This is a genomic window from Marinobacter fonticola, from assembly GCF_008122265.1.
Lineage (GTDB): Bacteria > Pseudomonadota > Gammaproteobacteria > Pseudomonadales > Oleiphilaceae > Marinobacter_A > Marinobacter_A fonticola.
The window spans coordinates 2,233,764-2,256,732 of sequence record NZ_CP043042.1 but is presented as its reverse complement, the minus strand read 5'-3'; the positions used below and the strand labels follow the sequence as shown (position 1 = coordinate 2,256,732).

Annotated in this window: 22 protein-coding genes and 4 pseudogenes; 15 read left to right on the top strand and 11 right to left on the bottom strand. The window is 57.9% G+C overall.

Annotation, left to right across the window (positions count from 1 at the left end; genetic code table 11):
- Positions 1–34: 34 nt before the first annotated feature.
- From merP to FXO11_RS09980, 10 genes and pseudogenes are all read left to right on the top strand, one after another.
- Positions 35–311, top strand: a pseudogene (gene merP / locus FXO11_RS10025) (mercury resistance system periplasmic binding protein MerP).
- A gap of 43 nt (positions 312–354) precedes the next feature.
- Positions 355–504, top strand: a complete 150-nt coding sequence (gene merF / locus FXO11_RS20465; RefSeq protein WP_227546110.1) for a mercury resistance system transport protein MerF — start codon at positions 355–357, stop codon at positions 502–504.
- A gap of 72 nt (positions 505–576) precedes the next feature.
- A pseudogene (gene merA, locus FXO11_RS10015) lies at positions 577–1,975 on the top strand (mercury(II) reductase).
- Between the two features lie 11 nt (positions 1,976–1,986).
- Positions 1,987–2,184 (top strand): hypothetical protein, encoded by a 198-nt coding sequence (locus tag FXO11_RS20460; RefSeq protein WP_227546109.1) that lies wholly within the window; start codon positions 1,987–1,989, stop codon positions 2,182–2,184.
- The gene (gene merB / locus FXO11_RS10010; RefSeq protein ID WP_227546108.1) at positions 2,096–2,818 is read left to right on the top strand and encodes an alkylmercury lyase MerB; all 723 of its coding nucleotides are present in this window, start codon (positions 2,096–2,098) and stop codon (positions 2,816–2,818) included. The genes FXO11_RS20460 and merB overlap by 89 nt, the downstream gene beginning before the upstream one ends.
- Positions 2,716–3,042, top strand: coding sequence for a MerR family DNA-binding protein (locus FXO11_RS10005; RefSeq protein ID WP_264766206.1), 327 nt, complete (start codon positions 2,716–2,718; stop codon positions 3,040–3,042). The genes merB and FXO11_RS10005 overlap by 103 nt, the downstream gene beginning before the upstream one ends.
- A gap of 98 nt (positions 3,043–3,140) precedes the next feature.
- A pseudogene (locus FXO11_RS20615) lies at positions 3,141–3,866 on the top strand (cytochrome c biogenesis CcdA family protein).
- 649 nt (positions 3,867–4,515) lie between these two features.
- A complete protein-coding gene (locus FXO11_RS09990) occupies positions 4,516–4,809 on the top strand; it encodes a MerC family mercury resistance protein (RefSeq protein WP_227546107.1) in 294 nt (97 codons plus the stop codon).
- Between the two features lie 278 nt (positions 4,810–5,087).
- Positions 5,088–6,392 (top strand): Glu/Leu/Phe/Val family dehydrogenase, encoded by a 1,305-nt coding sequence (locus tag FXO11_RS09985; protein ID WP_148862842.1) that lies wholly within the window; start codon positions 5,088–5,090, stop codon positions 6,390–6,392.
- A gap of 51 nt (positions 6,393–6,443) precedes the next feature.
- The gene (locus FXO11_RS09980; RefSeq protein WP_148862841.1) at positions 6,444–6,806 is read left to right on the top strand and encodes a group III truncated hemoglobin; all 363 of its coding nucleotides are present in this window, start codon (positions 6,444–6,446) and stop codon (positions 6,804–6,806) included.
- Positions 6,807–7,025: 219 nt separating this feature from the next.
- On the opposite strand, the gene FXO11_RS09975 is transcribed toward FXO11_RS09980, so the two are convergent.
- From FXO11_RS09975 to FXO11_RS09955, 5 genes and pseudogenes are all read right to left on the bottom strand, one after another.
- A complete protein-coding gene (locus FXO11_RS09975) occupies positions 7,026–7,808 on the bottom strand; it encodes an arsenic resistance protein (protein ID WP_202980316.1) in 783 nt (260 codons plus the stop codon).
- Between the two features lie 42 nt (positions 7,809–7,850).
- On the bottom strand, positions 7,851–7,991 hold the full coding sequence (locus FXO11_RS20330) for a hypothetical protein (protein WP_202980315.1): 141 nt from the start codon (positions 7,989–7,991) through the stop codon (positions 7,851–7,853).
- Between the two features lie 16 nt (positions 7,992–8,007).
- Positions 8,008–8,331 (bottom strand): annotated as a pseudogene (locus FXO11_RS20455) (rhodanese-like domain-containing protein).
- Between the two features lie 15 nt (positions 8,332–8,346).
- On the bottom strand, positions 8,347–8,784 hold the full coding sequence (locus FXO11_RS09960) for a hypothetical protein (protein WP_148862839.1): 438 nt from the start codon (positions 8,782–8,784) through the stop codon (positions 8,347–8,349).
- Positions 8,785–8,812: 28 nt separating this feature from the next.
- On the bottom strand, positions 8,813–9,163 hold the full coding sequence (locus FXO11_RS09955; protein WP_148862838.1) for an ArsR/SmtB family transcription factor: 351 nt from the start codon (positions 9,161–9,163) through the stop codon (positions 8,813–8,815).
- A 695-nt stretch (positions 9,164–9,858) separates the two neighbouring features.
- On the opposite strand from FXO11_RS09955, the gene FXO11_RS09950 reads away from it, so the two are divergent.
- On the top strand, positions 9,859–11,205 hold the full coding sequence (locus FXO11_RS09950; protein WP_148862837.1) for a dihydrolipoyl dehydrogenase family protein: 1,347 nt from the start codon (positions 9,859–9,861) through the stop codon (positions 11,203–11,205).
- A gap of 294 nt (positions 11,206–11,499) precedes the next feature.
- Here the strand turns inward: FXO11_RS09950 and FXO11_RS20450 are convergent, their stop codons facing one another.
- Both FXO11_RS20450 and FXO11_RS20445 read right to left on the bottom strand, forming a co-directional pair.
- Positions 11,500–11,979 carry a site-specific integrase gene (locus tag FXO11_RS20450; protein ID WP_264766204.1) on the bottom strand — a complete coding sequence of 160 codons (480 nt, stop codon included), beginning with the start codon at positions 11,977–11,979 and terminating at the stop codon, positions 11,500–11,502.
- A gap of 17 nt (positions 11,980–11,996) precedes the next feature.
- Entirely contained in the window at positions 11,997–12,488 is a 492-nt protein-coding gene (locus tag FXO11_RS20445) for a hypothetical protein (RefSeq protein WP_227546105.1), read from the bottom strand.
- A 195-nt stretch (positions 12,489–12,683) separates the two neighbouring features.
- Here FXO11_RS20445 and FXO11_RS09940 point away from each other — a divergent pair, with 195 nt between their 5' ends.
- Entirely contained in the window at positions 12,684–13,739 is a 1,056-nt protein-coding gene (locus FXO11_RS09940; protein ID WP_168203152.1) for a DNA-binding protein, read from the top strand.
- A 67-nt stretch (positions 13,740–13,806) separates the two neighbouring features.
- The gene (locus FXO11_RS09935) at positions 13,807–14,196 is read left to right on the top strand and encodes a YkvA family protein (RefSeq protein WP_148862835.1); all 390 of its coding nucleotides are present in this window, start codon (positions 13,807–13,809) and stop codon (positions 14,194–14,196) included.
- Between the two features lie 78 nt (positions 14,197–14,274).
- Here FXO11_RS09935 and FXO11_RS09930 read toward each other — a convergent pair whose 3' ends face one another.
- The 4 genes from FXO11_RS09930 to FXO11_RS09915 all read right to left on the bottom strand — a co-directional run bounded on the left by FXO11_RS09930 (position 14,275) and on the right by FXO11_RS09915 (position 20,044).
- On the bottom strand, positions 14,275–15,597 hold the full coding sequence (locus FXO11_RS09930; protein WP_227546104.1) for a Na+/H+ antiporter NhaC family protein: 1,323 nt from the start codon (positions 15,595–15,597) through the stop codon (positions 14,275–14,277).
- A gap of 123 nt (positions 15,598–15,720) precedes the next feature.
- Positions 15,721–17,004: an NAD(P)/FAD-dependent oxidoreductase gene (locus FXO11_RS09925; RefSeq protein ID WP_148862834.1), complete on the bottom strand. Its 1,284-nt coding sequence runs from the start codon at positions 17,002–17,004 to the stop codon at positions 15,721–15,723.
- Between the two features lie 271 nt (positions 17,005–17,275).
- The gene (gabT, locus tag FXO11_RS09920) at positions 17,276–18,553 is read right to left on the bottom strand and encodes a 4-aminobutyrate--2-oxoglutarate transaminase (RefSeq protein ID WP_148862833.1); all 1,278 of its coding nucleotides are present in this window, start codon (positions 18,551–18,553) and stop codon (positions 17,276–17,278) included.
- A 27-nt stretch (positions 18,554–18,580) separates the two neighbouring features.
- Positions 18,581–20,044, bottom strand: coding sequence for an NAD-dependent succinate-semialdehyde dehydrogenase (locus tag FXO11_RS09915; RefSeq protein WP_264766203.1), 1,464 nt, complete (start codon positions 20,042–20,044; stop codon positions 18,581–18,583).
- A gap of 111 nt (positions 20,045–20,155) precedes the next feature.
- Here FXO11_RS09915 and FXO11_RS09910 point away from each other — a divergent pair, with 111 nt between their 5' ends.
- Positions 20,156–21,073 carry a LysR family transcriptional regulator gene (locus tag FXO11_RS09910; protein WP_148862832.1) on the top strand — a complete coding sequence of 306 codons (918 nt, stop codon included), beginning with the start codon at positions 20,156–20,158 and terminating at the stop codon, positions 21,071–21,073.
- Positions 21,074–21,489: 416 nt separating this feature from the next.
- Positions 21,490–22,875: a DUF5666 domain-containing protein gene (locus tag FXO11_RS09905; protein WP_148862831.1), complete on the top strand. Its 1,386-nt coding sequence runs from the start codon at positions 21,490–21,492 to the stop codon at positions 22,873–22,875.
- The last annotated feature ends 94 nt before the right edge of the window (positions 22,876–22,969 follow it).

Genomic DNA, 22,969 nt, shown 5'->3' with positions numbered 1-22,969 from the left:
CTGATCCAACCTATTAACTTAGAGGCACCACACCATGAAAAAGTCCCTGATCACTGCCGTACTGTTTGCGCTGTTCAGCCTGCCTACCCTGGCGGCACAACAAACGGTGACCTTGTCCGTTCCAGGCATGACCTGTGCGGCCTGCCCGATTACCGTCAAAGCCGCCCTGAAGCGGGTCGACGGCGTAAGTGCTGTGGATGTCCGATATGAGGAACGGGATGCGACGGTGACCTTTGACGATGAGAAAACCTCCGTTGAGGCGCTGACTCAGGCCAACCACCAATGCGGGTTATCCGTCCACCCTGAAATAAACCGGGACGACCAAGGAGTAACCATGAAAGATCCAAGACGCTGTTGAGAGCGAGTGCTATTGGCACTGTCGTGGTCGCGCTGTGCTGCTTCACGCCGATTCTGGTGGTTTTACTCGGATCCGTTGGCCTGGCAGCGCTGACCGGCTACCTGGATTACGTGCTGTTGCCGGCGCTCGCCATTTTATCGGCCTGACCTGCTACGCCGTATGGCGCAAAAAAAATACGACGCCTGCTGCGATAGCCCATCTACCAAGGAGTCACATGAATGAGTAACGACAACCTGCATATTGCTGTGATTGGGAGTGGCGGCGCTGCCATGGCCGCCGCCCTGAAGTCAACGGAACGCGGAGCACGGGTCACGCTGATCGAGCGTGGCACCATCGGTGGCACCTGCGTCAATATCGGCTGTGTGCCCTCGAAAATCATGATCCGGGCCGCAAACGTGGCTCACATGCGCCGCACCAGTCCGTTCGACGAGGGCATTGCGGCAGTCGAGCCGACCATTGACCGCCCCGGTTGCTGGCCCAGCAACAGGCCCGGGTCGATGAGCTTCGTCGCGACAAGTATGAGGGCATTCTCGAAGACAATTCGGCGATTACTGTCGTGCGGGGTGAGGCCCGTTTACCGACGCCAATAAGCTGACAGTGACGGGAACCGACGGCACGGAAAACGAGGTACGGTTTGATCGCGCGTTCATTGGTACCGGTGCGCGGCCTACCATCCCCCCGGTTCCGGGCCTGTCCGATACGCCTTACTGGACGTCCACCACGGCACTGGCCAGCGACACCATTCCGGACCGACTGGTTGTCATCGGGGCGTCCGTCGTTGCAGTGGAACTGGCACAGGCGTTTGCCCGACTGGGCGAGGTGACCATCCTGGCGCGTAGCCGACTGTTTTCCCGCGAGGACCCGGCTGTTGGCGAGGCCATTGAAACCGCGTTCAAAACCGAGGGTATCAAGGTTCTGAATGACACGCAGGCGAGCCAGATCAGTTATACCAACGAGGAATTCGTGCTCGACACGAACGCAGGGGAACTGCGGGCCGATCGGCTGCTGGTGGCCGTGGGACGCACACCGAACACAGACAGGCTGAATCTGGAAGCGGTCGGTGTCGAAACGGATCGCGGGTCCATTGTCGTCAATGAGCAACTCCAGACCCGGGTGCCGGGCATTTACGCTTCCGGCGACTGTACCAATCAGCCCCAGTTTGTCTATGTGGCGGCCGCAGGTGGTAGCCGGGCCGCGATCAATATGACCGACGGCGATGCCCGCCTGGATCTCAGTGCCATGCCGGAGGTGGTCTTTACCGAGCCGCAGATCGCGACTGTCGGTTTGTCCGAGGCCGACGCCGAGGCAAAGAGCTACGTCACCGACAGCCGTACCCTGACCCTCGACAACGTGCCACGGGCCCTGGTCAACTTTGATACCGGAGGCTTCATTAAAATGGTCGCGGAACGGGAAAGCGGACGGCTACTGGGTGTGCAATCCGTCGCGGGTGAGGCCGGCGAACTGATCCAGACTGCGGTGATGGCGCTACGCGCCGGCATGACCGTCAACGAGATTGCCGATGAGCTGTTCCCGTACCTGACGATGGTTGAGGGTCTGAAGCTGTGCGCTCAAACCTTTACCAAGGATGTCAAACAATTATCCTGCTGCGCGGGATAAGGCAAGGCCCCATGAATGATGTGCGTGAAATCGTGAATCGGCTGGGCCTGACCGGAGAAGCGGAGGCCACGCTTCATGTGGCGCTATTGCGTGAGCTGGTCCAGGGTCGTCCGGTCACTCTTGAGCGGCTTGCAGCGTCGCTCAACTGGACGACGGGCCAGGTGGTGCAGGTGCTGGAACAGCTGCCTTGCGGAAACCGTCGAGTATGACGGTCAGGGACGGCTGGTCGGCTCCGGCATCACCCTGCGTGAAACGCCGCATGCGTTTGTGGTAAACGATCAGCCGCTCTACACCTGGTGTGCACTCGACGCCTTGATGTTTCCGGCTGTCATTGGCGAACCCGCACAGGTCCGGTCGCACTGTCCCCGCACCCACAAGCCGGTCACCTTGACGGTCACACCGCAGGAGGTGCTTTCGCTTCAGCCAGAGGACGCGGTTCTCTCGCTGGTGTCCGTGGCCACGGAGGGCGACATTCGCAGTGCCTTCTGTTGCGATGTCCACTTTTTTGCTTCTCGATCTGCCGGGGAGGCGTGGTCCCGGGACAGACCCGACGCGAGCATTGTGACTGTTCAGGAAGGTTCGAACTGGGTCAGGGTATTGCCCGGCAATTGCTCGACAAAGCAGGAAGTGACTGACATGACGATTAATACCCTAATAGCGGAACCGACGTTGAACGCGGACCGGAAACACAGAGCCAAGGCTATGTCATTTCCGAGGCGGCCCGCCGCTGTGGCCTGTCGGTGCCTCAGATTCGCACGTACCTGGATATGCGACTGGTGCAGGCCTGCGGAAGAACCTCGGGGGGCTTTCGCTTGTTTGATGACCGCTGTCTGGAACGGCTGAAGTTCATTGGGGCTTGTCGTGAGGCAGGCCTGGGGCTTCCGGAGATCGCCGAGTTTGTTCATTCGCTCGACAACGGGGATGAGCAGCAGTGCCGCACAGCAAAGCGGCAAATACAGGATACGATTGCCGTTAAGAGGGCGGCGCTGAATCGCTGCACCCAAGTGCTGACAAAGGCAGAGCGTGGAACCGGGAGATCTGAGAGTGGCTGTCCAGGGATTCGGTAACGGTGCCTTGGTGGCTATCAAAGCCGTTATGCCAGCTCTTTTACCAGAGGAGTATCACCCGGCAGGAGTGCGCTACTGGCAAAATGCCAGGAGGCTAAATGCTTGATCTTCCGACCTGGGGAATGGCCGCCGCGTTTGCCGGTGGTCTCGTTTCGTTCTTCTCTCCCTGCACGTTGCCTCTGGTTCCCGGCTATCTGTCGGTTGTTACCGGGAGTGCGCTGACCGAGGCTTCGAATCGCTTAAAGGCGTTCTGGCTGAGCCTGTGTTTTGTGATGGGTTTTAGCCTGATCTTTGTTGCCTTGGGCGCAAGCGCCAGTGTTCTCGGGCAATGGTTGATGGCTTATCGTGAAGAGGCCAACCTGGTAGCTGGCGTACTCATCGTGCTGATGGGTTTATTTATGCTGGGCTGGTGGAGCCTGCCGGTTTTACAGAGGGACTGGCGTATCGGACAGTCCACTTGAAAGGTGGGCGCCCCACTGCCTCATTTATGCTGGGCATAGCGTTTGCCATTGGCTGGACACCCTGCATAGGCCCCATACTCGGGGCCATATTGGCGCTCAGTGCCACAGAGGCCAGTGCTGAAGCGGGCATGCTGTATCTTGCGGTTTATTCGCTGGGTTTGGCTCTCCCCTTCCTCGGAACCCGCTCTGTTCATTGAACACTTTCGCCAACGAGTACGCTGGCTAAGTCGCTGGAGTCGATGGCTGAGAGCGTTTGCAGGCCTGCTGCTCGTTGTCATGGGAGTGTTGGTGCTCACCGGCCAGATGACTCTATTCACGTCGTGGATGTTGTCGATGTTTCCAGTTCTCGGAAAGCTTGGTTGAGTTACCGCAGCCAAACTATAGGAAATGGTTCATGGATTTATTCTCAGATACTGCATATGAACAGGCTTCATGAACGGAAGAAGCAGCCTCGCCAGTTAACGCACTGTTTTTAACTGGTGCGTAGCTCAGCACATTTGATGAACTGAAGACACAGCGCATAAGTTAAACGTCACGCACTGTATCTGTTCGTGTCAGTCTTCGATTACCTCTTGACTCTTTGGCCCAACACCTTCATGCAATGACTGAATTAGAGGACAAGAGATGCGGATGGTTTCGACTGGGACGTTAGCCGCCTTGGCCAGGCTCCCGATGGTAAATGAATTCGCTTCCTTCGACATTTGCCTTGACTCCGTAGTTGACTACGGCTTTAAGGTTAGCCTGTCGAACAAGTCCATAAAAGGTGCTGTTGCAATATGAGCTGTTTCCGTACCCGACGGTGGTTGAGGGTCTGAAGCTGTGTGCTCAAACCTTTACCAGGGATGTCAAAAACTATCCTGCTGCGCGGGATAGGCAAGGCAGCCGGGAATGGCTTGCGTGACAGCATGAAGCGGCTGAATCTGAACGGATAACTGATTGCTACAGCCGTTTTGCCGGTTTTCGAAACGGGCATCATTTATAAAGTCAGAATTGAAAGCAGAGGAGTAGAAACATGGATTTGATCTCGCGAATTGCCGATAAAGCAGGTTCCATCGGCAGCGTTGTGTCCGGAATGGGTTGCGCCGTCTGTTTTCCCGCATTGGCTGGCATCGGGGCGACGTTGGGCCTCGGTTTCCTGGCGTCATGGGAGCGGGTTTTCATAACGACTCTGATCCCGATTTTTGCGTTCATCGCTCTGGTTGCCAATGTCATGACGTGGCGCATCCACCGGCAGCGTGGCCGCGGGATTCTGGGGGTGCTTGGGGCCGCTTCTGGTGTTTGCCGGTGTCCTCCCTTTCCAGCTTAAGTTAGGCCAATACGCGTCCTATGCACAATTTGTTTTTTACTCCGGCCTTGTGTTGATGGTTGTCTCTTCTGTCTGGAACATGATCCGCCCGGTAAAGCGTCAATGCGATGTGCCACACTAAGGAAGCGCTGTTCCGGTGTACTCTAGTGCTGACGAAGGCCGAACCTGGAGCCGGGGTAAGTGATTCAGACCGGCCATAAGTCAACGCCGACATCGGGCAGTGAGAAAAGACACGGCTGTCTACACCTTACTTTCCCTATTGAGATATTGAGGTAACCATGAGCAGCAATACCCATCACTTGCTCGAAGATGCCCAATCCCGAATGGCTGACATTTACGAGTGGCTGGAGGTGGCTGACGATAGTCGCCACCGCCTGGGGCAACCTAAACGCATCCATCAGGCCAGTTTATCGGTGCGCATGGATGATGGCTCGCTGCGTGTCTTTCCAGCCTGGCGCGTGCAGTACGACGATACCCGCGGACCCACCAAGGGTGGCATTCGCTTCCACCCCGATGTCACCGAGGATGAGGTCGCGACACTGAGTTTCTGGATGACGTTGAAGTGTGCTGCGGTCGACCTGCCGTTTGGTGGTGCCAAAGGGGGTATCTGTGTCGATCCGAAGACCCTCTCCCGTATGGAGTTGGAGCGATTGTCCCGTAGCTATATCCGTGCTTTTCACGATGTAATTGGTCCCGAACGCGATATTCCGGCCCCCGACGTCAACACTAACGCCATTGTCATGGGCTGGATGGTGGACGAATACGCCCAGATCGAACGTCGGCACGCGCCCGGCGTCATTACTGGTAAGCCCCTGGGGCTGGGGGGCTCCATTGGTCGTGAGGAAGCCACTGGTGCAGGCGCGTTGCAGGTGTTGGACCTGTGGGTAAAACGGCAGCACCAGGAACCGGGAGATCTGAGAGTGGCTGTCCAGGGATTCGGTAACGCTGGCCAGCATTTTGCGCGCCTGGCGCACCATGCCGGTTACAATATTGTCGCGTTGTCCGACTCCCGGGGCGCCATCTACAGTGAAGAGGGATTGAACCCTGGGCCCATCCTGCGTCACAAGAACCGTACCCGTGAACTCAAGGGCATGGTCTATTGCGACGATTCCGTGTGTGACGCCGCGCAGACGCAGCCCCTTAATGGCGATGAGTTGCTGGAACTGGACGTCGATGTTCTGGTGTTGGCCGCGCTGGAAAACCAGATAACGGACGCCAACGCGGACCGGGTCCGGGCCAGGGCGATCATGGAGATCGCGAATGGCCCCATCAGCACCGGCGGTGACCGCGTCCTGCAGGATCGTAATATCCCCGTGATTCCTGACATCATCGCCAATGCCGGCGGCGTGATAGTCAGCCATCTGGAATGGGTTCAGAACCGGATGGGCGATTACTGGTCAGGCGAAGCCGTGGAAAAGCAACTCAGGCAGCGTCTTGAGCGTGAAGCGAATGCCTGTTTCAACATGGCGGAGGAGAAAGCCATACCCTTGCGCACAGCCGCCTATATCCAGGGTGTCGGGCGGATTGTGGATGCCATGGCGCAACAGGGCACCCAGGGCTATTTCAATGGTCATCACGGGTAAAGTGCAAAACAACCGGGGCGATCATCTCTTGATTGCTGGAGTGCCCACCGCATGCGTGAACTGAACTCGCCCGATGCCATAACCGAACTCGTCGATGCCTTCTATGCGAAAGTCGTGGCTGACGACATATTGGCGCCGATGTTCCAGGGCATGGATCTGCCCCGACACAAACCAAAGATTTACGCCTACTGGCGAAAGATGTTGCTCGGCGAGCATGACGCGTACCGACGTAATATGATCGCCCGGCACCAGGCGCTCCATAGCCGGCACTCCTTACAGCATCAGCACTTTCAAAGATGGTTGGCGCTGTTTCTCGACACCGTGGACGAGCGCTTCAGCGGAACCACCGCCGATCGGGCCAGACGCCTCGCGCGAACGATCACCGCCAACCTGGAAACCCTGCTGAGAACCTGACTATTAGTAGTATTTTTGGGTATCCGGATTTTGGTACCGGGAATATCTGGCTGATTTCTGGTTATCGTTAGAAGGTCCCTACGCTCTGCCTCACGGTATTTCTCGGTTGATGGGTGCTTGGTTTACTCATGGGATGGGTCTGGTGAGCTATCTTCCGGTCGGCGCCATGGTGCAGATCGCCCGGCACCGCCGAGAGGAGGCATCATGGATGCCGTGCGGCTAGTAGGGCGAGGGTTCCGGAATCAATTTGCGCGGCACCCAGCTCAGGTAGGCCACCATGCCGAACAGCTCGACCAGCGACTGGAAGACAATAACCACCACGGCGGCTTGCCAGGCCTCGGGCAGCGCCAAGGCGATGGGCAGCACCACGAAGGAGTTGCGGGTGCCGAAGCTGAAGGTCAGGGTCCTGGCCGTCGGAACGGGCAGCCGAAATAGTCTGCCGAGGGCTTTGCCCAGGAAAGCGGCGAAGATCAAGTAGGCGATGAAGATCAACAGCACCTGCATCAGTACGCCGGTGAGGCCGGTAACGGTCGTCACCTGTGATGCCGCGATAACAAAGACCACCAGTGCCAGCAGTGGCACCGGTAACATCCCCAGGCCATGCACCAATCGTCGGGCATGGCGGCTGCGCTCAGCCAACCGCTCTGTCGCCCAAGCCAATCCCAGGGGAACAAGAATCAATCCCACAAAGGCGCTAAGCAGGTGGCTACTGATTGCGGTCTCGAACCACGCCCCGCCCAGAAAGAACCAAAGATACAGGGGCAAAGCCAACAACTGCACGATCAACAGCACCGGCGCGGCAGAAATGGCCCTGCCCGTATCTCCTTTGCCCAGGTGAGTAAAGGAGATGAACCAGTCGGTACAAGGAACGAGCAACACGAGCAGTACGCCGGCCTGGACGGCCTGCGATACGGGCAGGATGGCCATCAGTCCACCCAGGACGAGAGGAATGATTACGAAGTTACCGAGCAGCAGGGCCGACAGGAAGCGCCCATCCTTCATGCCCTGACCGATCCGCGTTAACGGCACCTGCGTGAAGGTGGCTTAGAGCAGTCCACCAAGCAGTGGCCAGAGAAAGACCTCAAGTGAGGAGGTCATCCCCGGCTGGTCCAGGCCGATGGCGAGGCCAGCCAGGATAGAAAGCAGATAGATCCAGGATTGCTGGCGTTCCATCCAGTCGCGCATGGGTTATAGTCCTTTGTCAGTCTCCCAGAGGTAAGCCGTTGCCCAGCCAGGCCCGCTTAACGCCCTTACAGTGGTAAACCTCGGTATAGCCGAGGCGTTCCAGCCGCACAGCTGCCTTACCGGCCCGCCTGCAATCTTCGCTGGCGCAATACACGACGATGGTCGCCTTCTTGTCAGGAAGCCATCTGGGTGCCTAATTGGATATGTCATCGGAGACAATGTTGACGGCCCCCGGCAGGTGTCCCTTGGCGAAGGTATCGGCCGGCAGGGTATCAACCAGGGTGAAATCTTGGCCACGGGTCTGCCAGTCACGCAGGGTCGCAGTATCAATCGTTGGCATGGTATACGTCCGGGCTCAGGCGTGATACGGCTTGGCAAGGTAGCGGTCCAGCCCCCACAGCAGCAGGCCGAACAGCAGGTGCGGCACGGCGGACGCGACGATCAGCTTGGGACTGATCGCCAGACCCGCGACACCCCAGCCCACCAAGGGGAAGAACACCACCAGGATCACCACCCAGAGCGCAGCGGCCAGGCCCAGCGCAGTCAGCAGGTTTTTGCGTGGGAAAAAACGCACGAACACGACTGACCAGAAAGTGACGTAGGCCGTGTGGAAAAGCAGCCCCACGGGCAGTGGAAGGGTGCGCCCCAGCAGGGTTTCGGCAAAGGCCAGCGACGGCGGCTTCGGAAAAGGCGACACTCCGGCTTTCAACAAGGCCACCGCCACGATAGCGGTGAGAATGGAAACGCCAAGCCCTATGCCAATCGCCCGCGTCCACGTAGTGGAATGTGTCATATTCGCTCTCCTCTTCGGTTGAGAAAGATTAGTCGGCGTCCGGCACATTCACGGCCGAGGGGCAGCGTGGCCCGCAGCTTTCGTCCGATTCGTTACAGCAGGCACCGACCAGATGATCCGTCAATGCCAGCAGTGCATTGAACTCCGCGCGGTAATAGACGAACTGGCCCTCACGGTGTGACGCTACCAAGCCGGCGACAGCCAGCTTCTGCAGGTGGAAGGTCAGCGCATTCGGTGCCGCGCCCAACCGCTCGGCAAGCTTGCCTGCTGCTAGACCGGCAGGCCCCGCAGCTGCCAGTTGGCGAATGGCCGCCAGGCGCACAGGGTGAGCGAGAGCGGCCAGTTTTTTTGCCACGATTTCATTGCTGTCTTGTTTCATGTTTCAATGATAGAAGAGTTGCTTACTTCATGCAATATTGAAATATTTAGCCTCCCCGCTGACTGCTCTGCACCTATATTGTGCGGCAGATGGAAACGAACAATATCGTCGCGGTTGATTCAGGTTTTGGTCCACTTAGCCGTGGTTTTGTCCGGCAGTCGGTCGAGCTTCAGGTCAGCGAACTAAATTTGGCGCTTTTCCGGCCGCGTCTGCATAAGCCACACGGTACCCCCATAGCTGCTCCCTACTGATTCCACAAATAATTATCAGCATAAGAAGGGGGCCGTTTCGTTATTTATGAACGGAAGAGGATTCTTAAGGTCCACGGTAATATGCCGCTGGCTCTGCTTGAAGAAATCATGAGCCCAGACAGAGTGCCCGATTGGTTGCCAACGTAGTTAATGATGGGGCGATGGTCATTGCCCAGTGGTTTCCGGAACCTTCATGACCCCATGGCATAACTATGCAGGATGAGCCAGCGCGGATAAATAAGATGCGTCTATTCGGATCTATCGCCGAGCCAATCGCGGGCATGTTACCTTCCATGGATTGGCGATGGAAAAAGTTGACAGTGCCTTGCCAACCGCGGACCCAAGTCGATCGTTCCCAAGGTGCCGCTGCACCGGGGGCGATGGTCGCTTCAACATTTCGGCTAACTGCATACCGAGACGCCGCTAATCCAAGGAGGCAACGTTATGGCAACAAACTATGATCTCGTTATCGTCGGTACTGGTACCGCCGCCAAAGTGGTGGCTATGCGCGCGCAAGCCAAGGGCTGGCGTATCGCAATCATCGATTCCCGCCCTTATGGTGGCACCTGCGCACTGCGCGGCTGTGATCCGAAAAAGATGATGATCCAGGGTGCAAAGGCATTGGACCACGCTCGTCGGATGCGGGGCAAAGGTGTGAAAGGCGATGTCGACCTCGACTGGGCAGACCTGATCCGTTTCAAGCGAGGGTTCACCGATCCCATACCGCAGAAGAACGAAGACAGCTTCGAAGACAAAGGGATCGATACGTTCCACGGGCAAGCTCGCTTCACCGGCGCCAATAGCCTCGAAGTTGACGGTCAGACGCTGGACGCCCGGCATGTGTTAATCGCTTCCGGAGCCGAGCCGGTAACGCTGGGAATCCCGGGTGAAGAACATTTGATAGACAATGAAGAGTTTCTGGCGCTGGAAAGATTGCCGCCGCGAATTGTCCTGGTGGGCGGGGGGTACATTGCCGCCGAGTTTTCCCATCTGGCTGCCCGTGCAGGTGCGCAGGTCACCATTCTTCAGCGGGGTGAGCGCATGCTCAAGCTGTTCGATCCTGATCTGGTGGATTGGCTGATGGACAGCTTCCATCACCAGGGTATCGATGTGCGAACCCAAAGCAACGTCGAAGCCATTGAGAAAACAGCGACCGGCTATAGCGTACGCATAGCCTCTAATGGCAAGACTGATACCGTTGAAGCGGATCTGGTCGTTCATGCGGCCGGCAGAGTACCGGCGCTCAAGGATCTTAATCTGGAAGCGGCCGGCGTAGAGACCGAGAAAGGCCGGCTATTACTGAATGAGCACCTGCAGAGTACATCGAATCCTGCGGTCTACGCCGCTGGTGATGCCGCTCAGGTAGGGCCGCCTCTCACGCCCGTCTCAAGTCACGACGCTAAGGTCGTGGCCGCCCATCTGGTCTATGGCAAGCCTGCCAAACCGGACTACGTCGGTGTGCCGAGTGTCGCTTTTACGATACCGCCTATTGCCTCGACCGGGCTCAACGAAGCACAGGCCCGTGAGCAGGGGTTACGGTTTCGTGTCTCAAGCCAGCGCACTTCGGATTGGTTCACCGCGCGTCAAGCGGCCGAGCCGGTCTATGGCTTCAAAATCCTGATCGAGGAAGAAAGCGAACACATATTGGGAGCTCACCTCGTCGGCCCCAACGTGGATGAGGTTATCAACTTGTTCGCACTGGCCATCCGTCACGGGCTCACCACGACGGATCTCAAGATGACAATGTTCGCCTATCCAACAGGAGCTTCTGACATAGGGTCAATGCTTTAATGGCAAAAAGTGGAGGGTTGGATGGCATGTGGCGGATTTTTCACGTTTGTCCGTCAACCCTCATTCTCACAAAGCGTGGGCCGAAGTCGATGTTTGCGAGCTCGTTGGCATCCGAGGTTCGTCGGTTCGCAGCTAATCTGGGCTCATCCGGGCGCCCGTTCTCACCCAATGTGTTCCCACTGCTCAGGGTAATTGCGGGCCCCGACAGATTAGCTTTGTGAGCCACTACAGACACCTGTCCATCGTGCTCTGAGTGCTTCCGGGCAGCGTAGTCAGCCGCGACCAGGCTCACCATTAGTCGTTGTCCCGGATCAACCTGGCGACTTTGGTCAGTAAGGTGTTTGCGGCGTTGTCCGTAAATTGCTGTCCTTCCTCGATGTAGCCCCGTACCGTCCCGTCATGCTTCCAGCCGCCCTGGCGCTTGATCTGCGCAAAGTCTACCTTCTCCCGCGCGGCGGCGGTGGACAGACCGCGCCGGAAGCTGTGACTGCTCAGGGTCGGCACGAAGTCCAGACCGCAGGTTTCCCCGAGCGCCTTCAGGATGCGATTCACCGACCCGCCTGAAAGGGCTTGGGGTTGCAACCGACCCCAGCGGTTGACGGCGCGGAAGACGGGGCCTTCGTGAATACCGGCATGCTGTAGCCAGTTTTCGAGGGCGCTGACCGGGCAGACCAACTCGTTGCCCCGAGGCAGGGCCCGCTTCAGGCCTTCACCGTGAGGGTCTGTTTTGGAGCGCGGCAGGGTCACCACCAGCCCTTCCGGCTCCCACGACAAGTGCTTCACCTCAATCGTTACCAATTCACTGCGGCGAAACGCCCCAAAAAACCCACCTGCAGCAAGGCCCAGTCGCGATGCTTCTTGAGCGAGTCAGGCTGTTGCTGGAGTGTTTGCAGGAAGGCCGCCATGTGTTCGAGTCGCAGCGCCCGGGCTTGCCGTTTCGGTCGACCATGGGCGCGACGAATCCCCTCCAACGTTTTGCGCACGCCGGGGTCTCGAGCGGGATCACGCAATCCCTGAGTCTGGTGCCAGCGCCCCAGGGCCGTCAGGTAAACATCCAGCGTGCGAGGATTCAGCGCGGCTGCCTGGTCGGACAGGTAGGCCGCCAGGGTCGACGGCTGTGTCGGGAGACGTCCGCCCCAGCGCTCAAAGCTGCGAATGGCCGCACGGTAGGTCCGGCGCGTGTTGTCGGTGGTGGCCATGTGGATGTACCGGTTAGCCGAACCGGCTAACACGGTCTTTTCCGCGTTACGTAATGTGGACCTGACAGTGGGTTTTGGATCCATGATCGCTCCAATTCGAGGCGTGCTTTCAAGAGCCGCTCGTGTACCGGCGTTACAGGGGCAGGATAGAACAGACCACGCTCTAACGCACGTTAGTGCGCTTTAACGTGCCATATGTATCTTAAATTAACTTTGTTAATTATCTCATAAATAACGTAATATTACATATCACGTTATATGATAAAAATGAGGCATGTCATGTCCCGCGCCGGAATTACTTACCAGGATGTCGCCAACGCTGCGCAACGCGTCCGCCAACGCGGTGACGAGCCCACTGTCGACCGGGTGCGATCAGAACTCGGTACCGGCAGTCGCAGCACTCTCGGGCCAATGCTGAAACGTTGGAAAACAGGCAGCGAAGCCGCAGCGGATCTGAACGGACTCCCGGCTGACTTGGTGGCAGCCGTGAAAGCCCTGCATGAGCGAGCTCAATACGCGGCCGATGAACGTATTGCGCAGGAGCGCGAAGCGCACCAGGCGCTGGAACAGCAATGGCGCACCGAGCTGGAAGAGGGGCGGCAGCGGTGCGAGTCACTGGAAGAGCAACGCTGCGGGCTGGAGAAGGCCAATGAAGCGCTTCGCAAAGAAAACGATGCCCAGGCCCACGCTCTGCAACAGGAACAGCACCGCGCGGCCTCACTCACGTCCAAACTGGAGGCAAGTCAGGAGAAACTCAGTGAGATCACTGCAACCGTCCAAGAAATGAAGCAGGAAAACCGCGATATCCGCAGCCATTTCGAGCACTACCAGCAGGAGATTGCCGAGGATCGCCGTCATGAACGGGACCAGTTCCACAGGACTCAGTCAGGGCTGGAGGGTCAGGTGGATCAGCTGACGCAGCAGCTCCGTTCCAGCGAACAGGACCGCGACACGCTAAGACAACATCGCGACCAAATAAACCAGCGCTATGAGGCCAGTCAGGATCACGCTGAAAACTTGAAAGAAAAGTTGCACGCGAGCCAGGCCGTCATAACACAATGGGCAACGCGAACAGAAACGCTGGAAGCGACAGTCGACCGCCTCCAGCTGGAGCGAGATAGCGACGCCGAACACCGGGAGAAGCTTAGTGCGACCCTAACGGATTCTGAAAAACATCTCGCGGCCTGCCAGCAGCGGATCTCCGACCTCAGAGAGCGCGTGGCGGCGGTTGACGACCGAAACCAGTTCCTCAACGATCAGAATCGCGAATTACTGCAGGAGAAAGCTGTCCTCCAGGGTCAATTGAAACAACTTCAAACAAGCCTGGCCAAATAGCCGGTGATTGACGACCCGATCAGCCCTGAGAGTTGCAAGCAATGCCACTCGCGCAAGGAGAAGTTAGATGTCTACCGTGATCTTTGGCAGGCTGCGAGCTGCGGCAAAACGCATTCAGCATGATGCGCTGACGGTTTATTTTGTGGCGCGAGACCCGAATACCCCCATAGTCGTTCGGCTGCTTGCGCTCGCAATCGCAGCGTACGCCATGAGTCCAATTGATCTCATTCCAGACTTCATACCGATCCTAGGCTATCTTGACGACATTATCTTGGTCCCGTTGGGCATCGTCCTTGTCATCAAGCTGACGCCATCGAATGTGATAGAAGCGAGTCGCTCGAAAGCAGCTAAAGTGGCAATCACGCCGATCAGCCACGTTGCGGCCGCAGTCGTTATTGGCACATGGCTTTTATGTGCCACGGCTTTTGGCTACTGGGTGTGGGAATACAGCAGGTAACGCATCGTCTGCACGTGATGAAATAGTTAATTTAGGGTTTGTAAAACAGATGGTTAATGCGCTTTTTGGAGGATTTCGTCAGAATCGTTGCCGACTCTCCGCCTGGGCCATCGGGATAACGATAGGCAACGACACCACGAACACGCCCCAGCTGGAACCGGTCGAAAACACCACGGCCGCCATGGTGGCGAAAACCAGCGCGGGCAAAAGCTCCGGCGAAAGGTAAGGGCTGATGGTATCGATGATGTACGTGGTCATACCCAGTTCATCGTTGATGGCCTTAACCATGAAGCCGGCGCAGACCACCGCAATCGGGTGCAGCATCACCTTGAAGCCATCGAGCATGGAATCGGTCAGCTCGCCGAAGCTCATCAGCCGCTGCGCGAAATAGAGAACCATGGTGAAAATCGACGCTACCAGGGCACCCAGCAGCAGATCGATCTCATAGTAAATACTGGCGATGATCAGCACGGCCATCGGTAGCAGGAAGTTCATCAGCCCGACTGTCGTGGAGGTGCGGCGAACATTACTGGTATCGAAGCCGACGTCTTCGACCCCGTCTGGAACCGGCTGACCGTTGCGCGCGCGCTCCTCAGCCTTTTTCATCGGGCCGAAGTCCTTCAGCAGCCCCACCGCAACCAGGAATACCACCAGTATCGCGGCCCAGCCATAGGCCATATATGGGATCGACTCGATATACAGCGACATCCCCTGACCATCGGGCACGGCGCCGTTCTCCTCAAGCAGGGCGCCGAAGTAAACCGCCCAGGTGGAAATCGGCACCAGGATACACACCGGCGCCGCAGTGGAATCCACCAGGAATGCCAGTTTCTCCCGGGAGATCTTGAAACGGTCAGTCAGATTCTTCATCGAGGCCGACACGGCCAGTGAATTCAGATAATCGTCGATGAACACCGCAAGCCCGAGGAAAGAGGTGGTCAGCATGGTGCCGCGCTTGGTCTTGATGCGATTCGCCAGCATCTGGCCGAAACTCAGCACACTGCCGCCGCGCTCGAGCATGTTGATCAGCCCGCCCATCATGCCGCAGACCAGCACGATCCAGGCGATGGTCTCGTTCTGGACCACGTTCATGGAGAGTTCGCCAAGGCTGCTGAAAAGGTTGGTCGGATCGATCAGGAGGGAACCGGCGATGATACCGGCAAAAATGGATTCGAGGGGGCGTTTGGTTTTTATAGCGATAACGACGATCAGGAGGGACGGCAGCAGACTCAGTACGCCGTAGGGCTCTTCCTCCCCCTGCCAGGTCGACATATAGGCGAAGCACGCCAGCACAGCACCGTAGCCCAGGATCGAAAACAACGTGCCCCGGCCGGGGTCATCTTTCAGGCCACGGCCCATGGGCGTGGCGCTGCTCTCTGTGTGCAACGTGTCATCAGTCATCTTGTTACCCGTCTCTTGAATTTTTATTGAACCGCAGTGAGAGCCGTCACCGCGGCATGCGGGGCATTGTGATTTCGCCGGGTCGCTATTAAACGACGCTATTCTTGTTTTCAGCGGAAGAAATCAAATGCCGAGTTGGTCGCGCAGGTTGTAGTACCAGGCCCCCATGGCGGTGAGCGGAATGCGGAACATCCGGCCGCCGGGGAACGGGTACTGGGGCAGGTTCGAAAAGATATCGAAGCGCTCTGCCTGGCCCTGGATAGCGTCGCTGATCACCTTGCCCGCCAAGTGGGTGCAGGTGATGCCGTGGCCGCTATAACCTTGCGCGTAATAGACGTTGCCGCCGATACGGCCAAACTGGGGCAGGCGCATCAGCGTCAACAGGAAGTTGCCGGTCCAGGCGTAATCCACCTTTACGCCTTTCAGCTCCGGAAAGGTCTTGAGCAACTTGGGCACGATCAGGGCTTCCACCTTTTCCGGCTCCCGGGCGCCGTAGGTCACGCCGCCGCCGTAGATCAGCCGGCCATCGCCGGACAGGCGGAAATAGTCGAGGAGGTAATTGCAGTCCTCGACGCAATTGTCCCTGGGCAGCAGCCGGCGCTGGACCTCCTCCGGAAGTGGCTCGGTGGTGATGATCTGGGTGCCGCAGGGCATCGCCTTGGACTCGAGCTTCGGCAGCAGGCCATTGAGGTAGGCATTGCCGGCGACAAGTACGTAATCGGCCTCCACGCAGCCGTCCCCGGTGTGAACCACCGCCTTGTCGCCTTCCCGGATGCGTAGCGCCGGCGAGTTCTCGTAGATGACGCCACCCAGGGATTCAACCGCCGCCGCTTCGCCCAATACCAGATTCAGCGGATGGAAATGGCCGCCGCTGTGGTCGAGCAGGCCGCCGGTGTAGCGCTCGGAGCCGACGTATTGCTGGATGGCCTGTTTGTCGAGTAGCTCCAGCTGCTGATGGCCGTGGGCTTCCCAGAGGTTTTTCTTGGCCACCAGCTCATCGAACTGTTTGCCGTTGCAGGCCGCGAATAGGCCGCCATCCTTCAGATCGCACTGGATACCGTATTGCTGGACAAAGCGACGGATAATACGGCCGCCCTCAAAGGCCATCTGGCCCATCTCGGCGCCCACTTTCTCGCCGTAGTGCCGTTCGATGAAGTCAATATCGCGGCTATAGCTGTTGACGATCTGCCCGCCGTTACGGCCGGATGCGCCGAAGCCGATACGGCTGCCCTCGAGCACAACCACCTTGTAGCCCTTCTCGGCCATATGAAGGGCCGTGGACATGCCGGTAAACCCGGCGCCGACGATGCAGATATCCGCCGTCACATGCCCCTTCAGGGTCGGGCGAATGGTCTTGTCGTTCGCCGATGCCGCGTAATAGGAATTGGTGTGGGACGTTGTTAGCACGGTGTTGCTCCCGAAACATCGTTATATCTTGACCGGCTTATCGTTCGTTACCGGTTCAGTGTTGGCTTGGCTATAACGTTACGGAGAAGTGACAATCCCGTGATATACCCCTCGGGGTATATTTTTTGGAGCGAGGCTCAATAGCGTGGGACGGCTACGAGTACACGGCTGAACCCGGGGGCGCGCGATCGAATAATGAGTTAAGGGCAGTGGCAGGAAGGGGAGCGCCAAAGAGTAAAGACGCCGGCGCCAAAGCGCCGGACTATCGGTATCAGCTTAGAGCGGCAAAGGCCTCATCAAGACGGTCCATGCCCTCGGCGATGAGTTCGTCGCTGATGGTCAGGGCCGGCAGGAAGCGGACGACATTACCGCGAATGCCGCAGGACAGCAGAATGAGTCCGTGGTGGCGGGCCTCGTCGATCAGCGCTTTGGTCAGCTCCGCATCGGGTTTGTTGGCATCGCCGTCCACCACCAACTCCATGGCAATCATGGCGCCCAGGTTACGGACCTCGCCAATGCGTTGCGGGAACCGGGTCTGTAGCCGCTTCAGGCGACTGACCATGTGTTCGCCGACCTGTTGGGCGCGCTCGCACAGGTTCTCTGCTTCAATGACATCCAGCACGGCCAGTGCCGCAGCGCAACCGAGGGGCGAGCCGCCATAGGTGCCGCCCAAAGCGCCGGGACCCGGATGATCCATAATATGTGCCTTGCCCACCACCGCAGAAATCGGAAAGCCCCCGGCGATCCCCTTGGCCATGGTCATCAGGTCCGGTTCGATGCCGGAATATTCGGTGGCGAACAGTCGGCCGGTGCGGGCGAACCCGGTCTGGATTTCATCGGCGATCAGCAGGATGCCATGCTGATCACACAAGCGCCGCAGCGCCTGTACAAAGGCCGGCGGCGCGGCATAGAAACCGCCTTCACCTTGGACCGGCTCGATGATGATGGCCGCCACACGACCCGGCTCGATATCGCAGGTAAACAGGTCGTCCAGTGCCGCCAGCGAGTCGGCCTCCGACACCCCATGGTAGGCGTTCGGGTAGGGCGCATGGTAGATCTCTCCTGGGAACGGACCGAAGCCGGCCTTGTAGGGTTTGATCTTGCCGGTCAGGCCCATGGTCAGGTTAGTGCGACCGTGGAAGCCCCCCTTGAATGCAATCACGCCGGAGCGTCCGGTAAAGGAGCGTGCAATCTTGACACAGTTCTCCACCGCTTCGGCACCGGTGGTGACGAACAGGCTCTTCTTGGGCGTGTCGCCCGGCGCGGCCAGGTTCAGCTTTTCGGCCAATGCCACGGCGGATTCGTAGGGTGTGACCATCAGGCAGGTATGGCTGAAACGTTCTATTTGATCCTGCACGGCAGCCTGGACGACAGGATGATTATGGCCGGTGTTGTTCACTGCGATTCCGGCGCCGAAATCGATATAGCGCGCACCTTCGATATCCCAGATTTCAGCGTTGCGTGCCTTATCCACATAGATCGGGTGAAGCGCCCCCTGGCCTTGAGCCATGGCTTGGGCACGGCGGTCGTGAAGGGATTGATTGGACATAGCGGGTTCTCCTTTGATCGTCGGGGCTCAGTGAATGCCGCCCATACAGAGGTATTTGATTTCGACAAAGTCATCGATGCCGTAGCGTGAGCCTTCACGGCCGAGGCCGGATTCCTTGATGCCACCGAACGGCGCCACCTCGGTAGAGATCAACCCTTCGTTGATGCCGACCATGCCGTACTCCAGAGCTTCCGCCACGCGCCAGACCCGGCCGATGTCGCGGCTGTAGAAGTAAGCGGCCAGACCAAACGGGGTGTCGTTCGCCAGGGCCACTGCTTCAGCTTCGTCAGTAAAGCGAAAGACGGTGGCTACGGGCCCGAAGATTTCCTCTTGGGCGATGCGCATGGCGGGTGTTACGCCGGTCACCACGGTCGGCGGATAGAAGTGGGGATTGTCCGGCATACCGACATTTTGGTGGCAAATCTGCGCGCCGCTGGTTAGGGCGTCGTCGACCAGGTCACGCACCTTGTTTACCGCCTTATCATTGATCAGCGGGCCGATGCTCACGCCTTCACCGAAACCGTCGCCCGCTTTCAGTTCGCGGACTGCCGCATTGAGCTTGTCCACAAAGACATCGTGAATGCTGTCCTGAACCAGAACACGGTTGGTGCACACACAGGTTTGTCCGGCGTTACGGAATTTGGAGGCCATCAGACCGGCAACGGCTGCATCCACATCCGCGTCGTCGAACACGATGAAGGGCGCGTTACCGCCCAGTTCGAGGGAGACTTTCTTCACCGTGTCTGCACATTGGCGCATCAATAGCTTGCCCACGGGTGTCGAACCGGTGAACGACAGCTTGCGCACGCGACTATCCGCGCAAAGTACACGCCCAACCTCCGGCGCTTGCAGCGTGGGAACGACATTGATCACGCCGGCAGGAATACCTGCCCGATGGGCCAGCTCTGCCAGAGCGAGAGCGCTCAGGGGAGTGTCTTCGCCAGGCTTGATCACTACGGTACAACCGGCTGCCAGCGCCGGCGCCACCTTGCGGGTAATCATGGCAATGGGAAAGTTCCAGGGCGTGATGGCTGCGACAACGCCAACAGGCTGCCTGATCGTCACCAAACGCTTGTCGGTGCCGTGGGCGGGGATCACGTCGCCGTAACTGCGCTTCGCTTCCTCCGCAAACCATTCGACGAAGGACGCGCCATAGGCAACTTCGCCCCGCGCTTCGGCCAACGGCTTGCCCTGTTCGGTGGTCATGATTCGGGCGAGGTCGTCCTGATTTGCCAAAATCAGGTCAAACCACTGGCGTAGGTACGCAGCACGCTGCTTGGCAGTTAGCGCCTGCCAGGGCTTGAGCGCGGTCTCGGCGGCGTCGATGGCAGCGAGTGTGTCGTCGGCATCCAAGTCCGGGACTGCAGCGACTTTACCGCCGGTACTGGGATTGAAGACCGGAAAGGTATGGCCTTTGGCGGCGGCCACCCATTGTCCGTTTATGTAAGCCTGTTCCCGGAACAGACCGGGGTGATCCAGTTTCAGCGTCATAGCATCGTCCACCAGAGGGGTAAGGGGTATTTGCTCAGGGACGATGGTAATGGGGCTCTAATGTATGATAAATGAGGATGTTTACACCTTTACGTTGAGAGCGATAAAACAATGAAGAAAGACCTGAAGGTCACGCTTGGTCAGGTTGGCGATTACGAGATTCGGCTGCTCAAAGTGTTTGAAGCGGTGGTGGAATGTGGCGGGTTCTCGGCGGCGGAGAGCGAACTGAGCATTGGCCGGTCCACCATCAGCAACCATATTGCCAACCTGGAGGACCGGCTGGACCTGAAGCTGTGCTGGCGAGGGCGGGGCGGTTTCTCGCTGACGGGTGAGGGCGTCGAAGTCTACGAGTTGATGAAGGCGCTATTCTCGGCGCTGGAAAGCTTCCGCTCCGGGGTCAACGCACTGCACGTGTCGCTGACCGGGGAACTGCGCGTAATTGCCAGCGACGCCATTTGTATGGATCCTCAGTCGCGCCTGCCAGAAGCGATCGCCCAGTTCACCCGGGCGGCACCGGACGTCAACGTGCTGCTCGATGTAAAAGCTCTCAACGATATTGAGCGCATGATTTTGAACGGCGAAGCGGACATCGGCTTGATTCCCTACCATCGCCAGCTGTCGGGCCTCAAGTACAGCACGTTATATGTGGACCCGTGTCACCTCTACTGCAGCCGCTCACATCCCCTGTTTGGGGCGAAACAGTCCGCCGAGCTACGTGATCAGGTGCTACGCAGCAAGGTTGTTCACGCTGGTATCCACACCAGCCCGGACGTGGGCGCGCAACTGGCTGACATGAACAAAGCTGCCATCTCTTACTTTTACGAAGCGCGGCTGGCGATGATCCTCTCGGGCGCCTATATCGGTTTTATGCCGGAAAGCTACGTGGAACGTCAAGTCGAAGCGGGGGATTTGCGGGCTCTGATCCCGGACACCAAGCATTACGCCCTTGAGGTCACGGCCATCACCAGAGCCCATGGCCGGGCGAACCGGGCGAGGGATCTATTTATGGCTTTGCTGGCCGGCAATTAAACTCGAGTTCTGCTTCGTAGCGACACCCGTTCATACCGGTCGCCTTTCCGAGCCGTTCCAGCGAATTTCTGCAACGGCTCCTGGATTCCCACTTCGTAGCGACAGCCGCCACTGTCGCCGGGGAGTCGGACATCGCGCAGCCACCCTTGAGCCAGTTGCTGTTTGCCGGGATAAAGCCCACTTACATCTCCGGCGTGAATTTGCCGTAAATGCGTGGTGTACAAAAAAGTCCTGATGGCCGTACCGCAACTTTCCGTGAGTTCGAAACCGTGGGCTGAGGCTGAGAGTCGGTAGGTAACAGTTTGCTACATGCATACACAATTAACCACAGAATCATGTAAGACAGGCTGCAGGATTGGGTGGTAATTATAGGTGATTTTACGGCGTTGCCGTCCCTAGACCCAAGGAGATTCCTTATGACGTTTTCCAAGACGCTGCTGAGCGTCGCAGTGCTCGGCACACTCCTCTCTGCCTGTGGCGGTGGTGGTGGCAGCGATGGAAGCACTGACAGCAGCACTGACAGTAGCTCGACGACCACAAACAAGACCACCATGGGGCGCATCAGCGGCTTCGGCTCAGTTATCGTCAACGGCGTGCACTACGACGTTGAGGGGGCTAGCGTAACTTCTGACGGCGTCAGTATCACGGAAGCCGACCTCAAAGTCGGCATGATCGTCCGCGTTAAAGGCCAGTCCAACGGCGATGGCACCGGAACGGCGGTCAGTCTCAGTTTCGATGATGATCTCGAAGGGCCAGTCAGCAGCGTTGATCCGACTAACAAGCAGTTTGTGGTGCTTGGGCAAACAGTCATTGTCAGTGCTGATACGGTTTTCGATGGCATTACCTTTGATACCCTAATCGCCGACACAGTGGTCGAGGTGAGCGGTTTCTTCGACAGCACTGGCAACATCCGTGCAAGCCTTGTCGAGAAGAGCGACAGTACTGATTTCGAAACCAAAGGCCGCATTTCTGGTCTTGATACTGCCGCAGAAACTTTCCTCCTGGGCGGATTGACGGTGAGCTACACCGGCGCAGTGCTTGACGATATTGCTGCGCTCGCTGAGGGGCTCTTCGTGGAGGTCAAGACCAGTCAGCCTTTGCAAAACGGTGTTCTTATCGCTGAGAAGATCGAAGCTGAAGAGGAAGGTGTGGATGTCGAAGAAGGCGAAGAGCTTGAGATCTCAGGCATCATCACCGACTTTAGCTCCGATGGCTTCGCGGTCAACGGCCAAGCAGTGCGGGTCGATGCTGGCACCGAATTTGATGGCGGTTCGGCCATCGGCCTTGCCAATGACGTACGCATCGAGGTAGAAGGCCAGGTCGACGCCAGCGGCGTTCTGGTCGCTGAAGAGGTTTCGTTCGAGCAAGAGAGTCAGATCGAAGTGGAGGCCTCACTGGATGCAGTCAGTGCCAATAGCATCAGCCTGCTCGGCCGCGAGTTCAAGGTCAATGACCGAACTTTCTTTAAAGACGAAAGCTCGTTTAATGACAAATTCCTGAACCTGGAAAAGCTGCTCTCTGGCCAGTGGGTCGAGGTAGATGCCTACCAGGCTACTGATGGCTCTTTGGTCGCTACATCGATTGAGCGCCGTGACATCGAAGAAGAATCAACTGCAAGTCTCCAAGGCCCGGTCGAGGAAAGCGCCGAGCCAAACTTTAAGATCATCGGCATTACTGTAACCACTGATACCAATACTAGCTTCGAGGGCCCTTTCCCACAACAGGGAGAACTAGTAGAAGCCGAAGGTAAACTAACGGCAGATGGCGTACTCCAGGCTGACTCAGTCGAACAGGAGGATTAACCAAAACCACGCTGAGGGCTGCTTAAGCAGCCCTCGCAAATAATAGATAGGTTGGAGTAGATCCTCTCCAGTACGCTGATGAGGATTGGTCGTC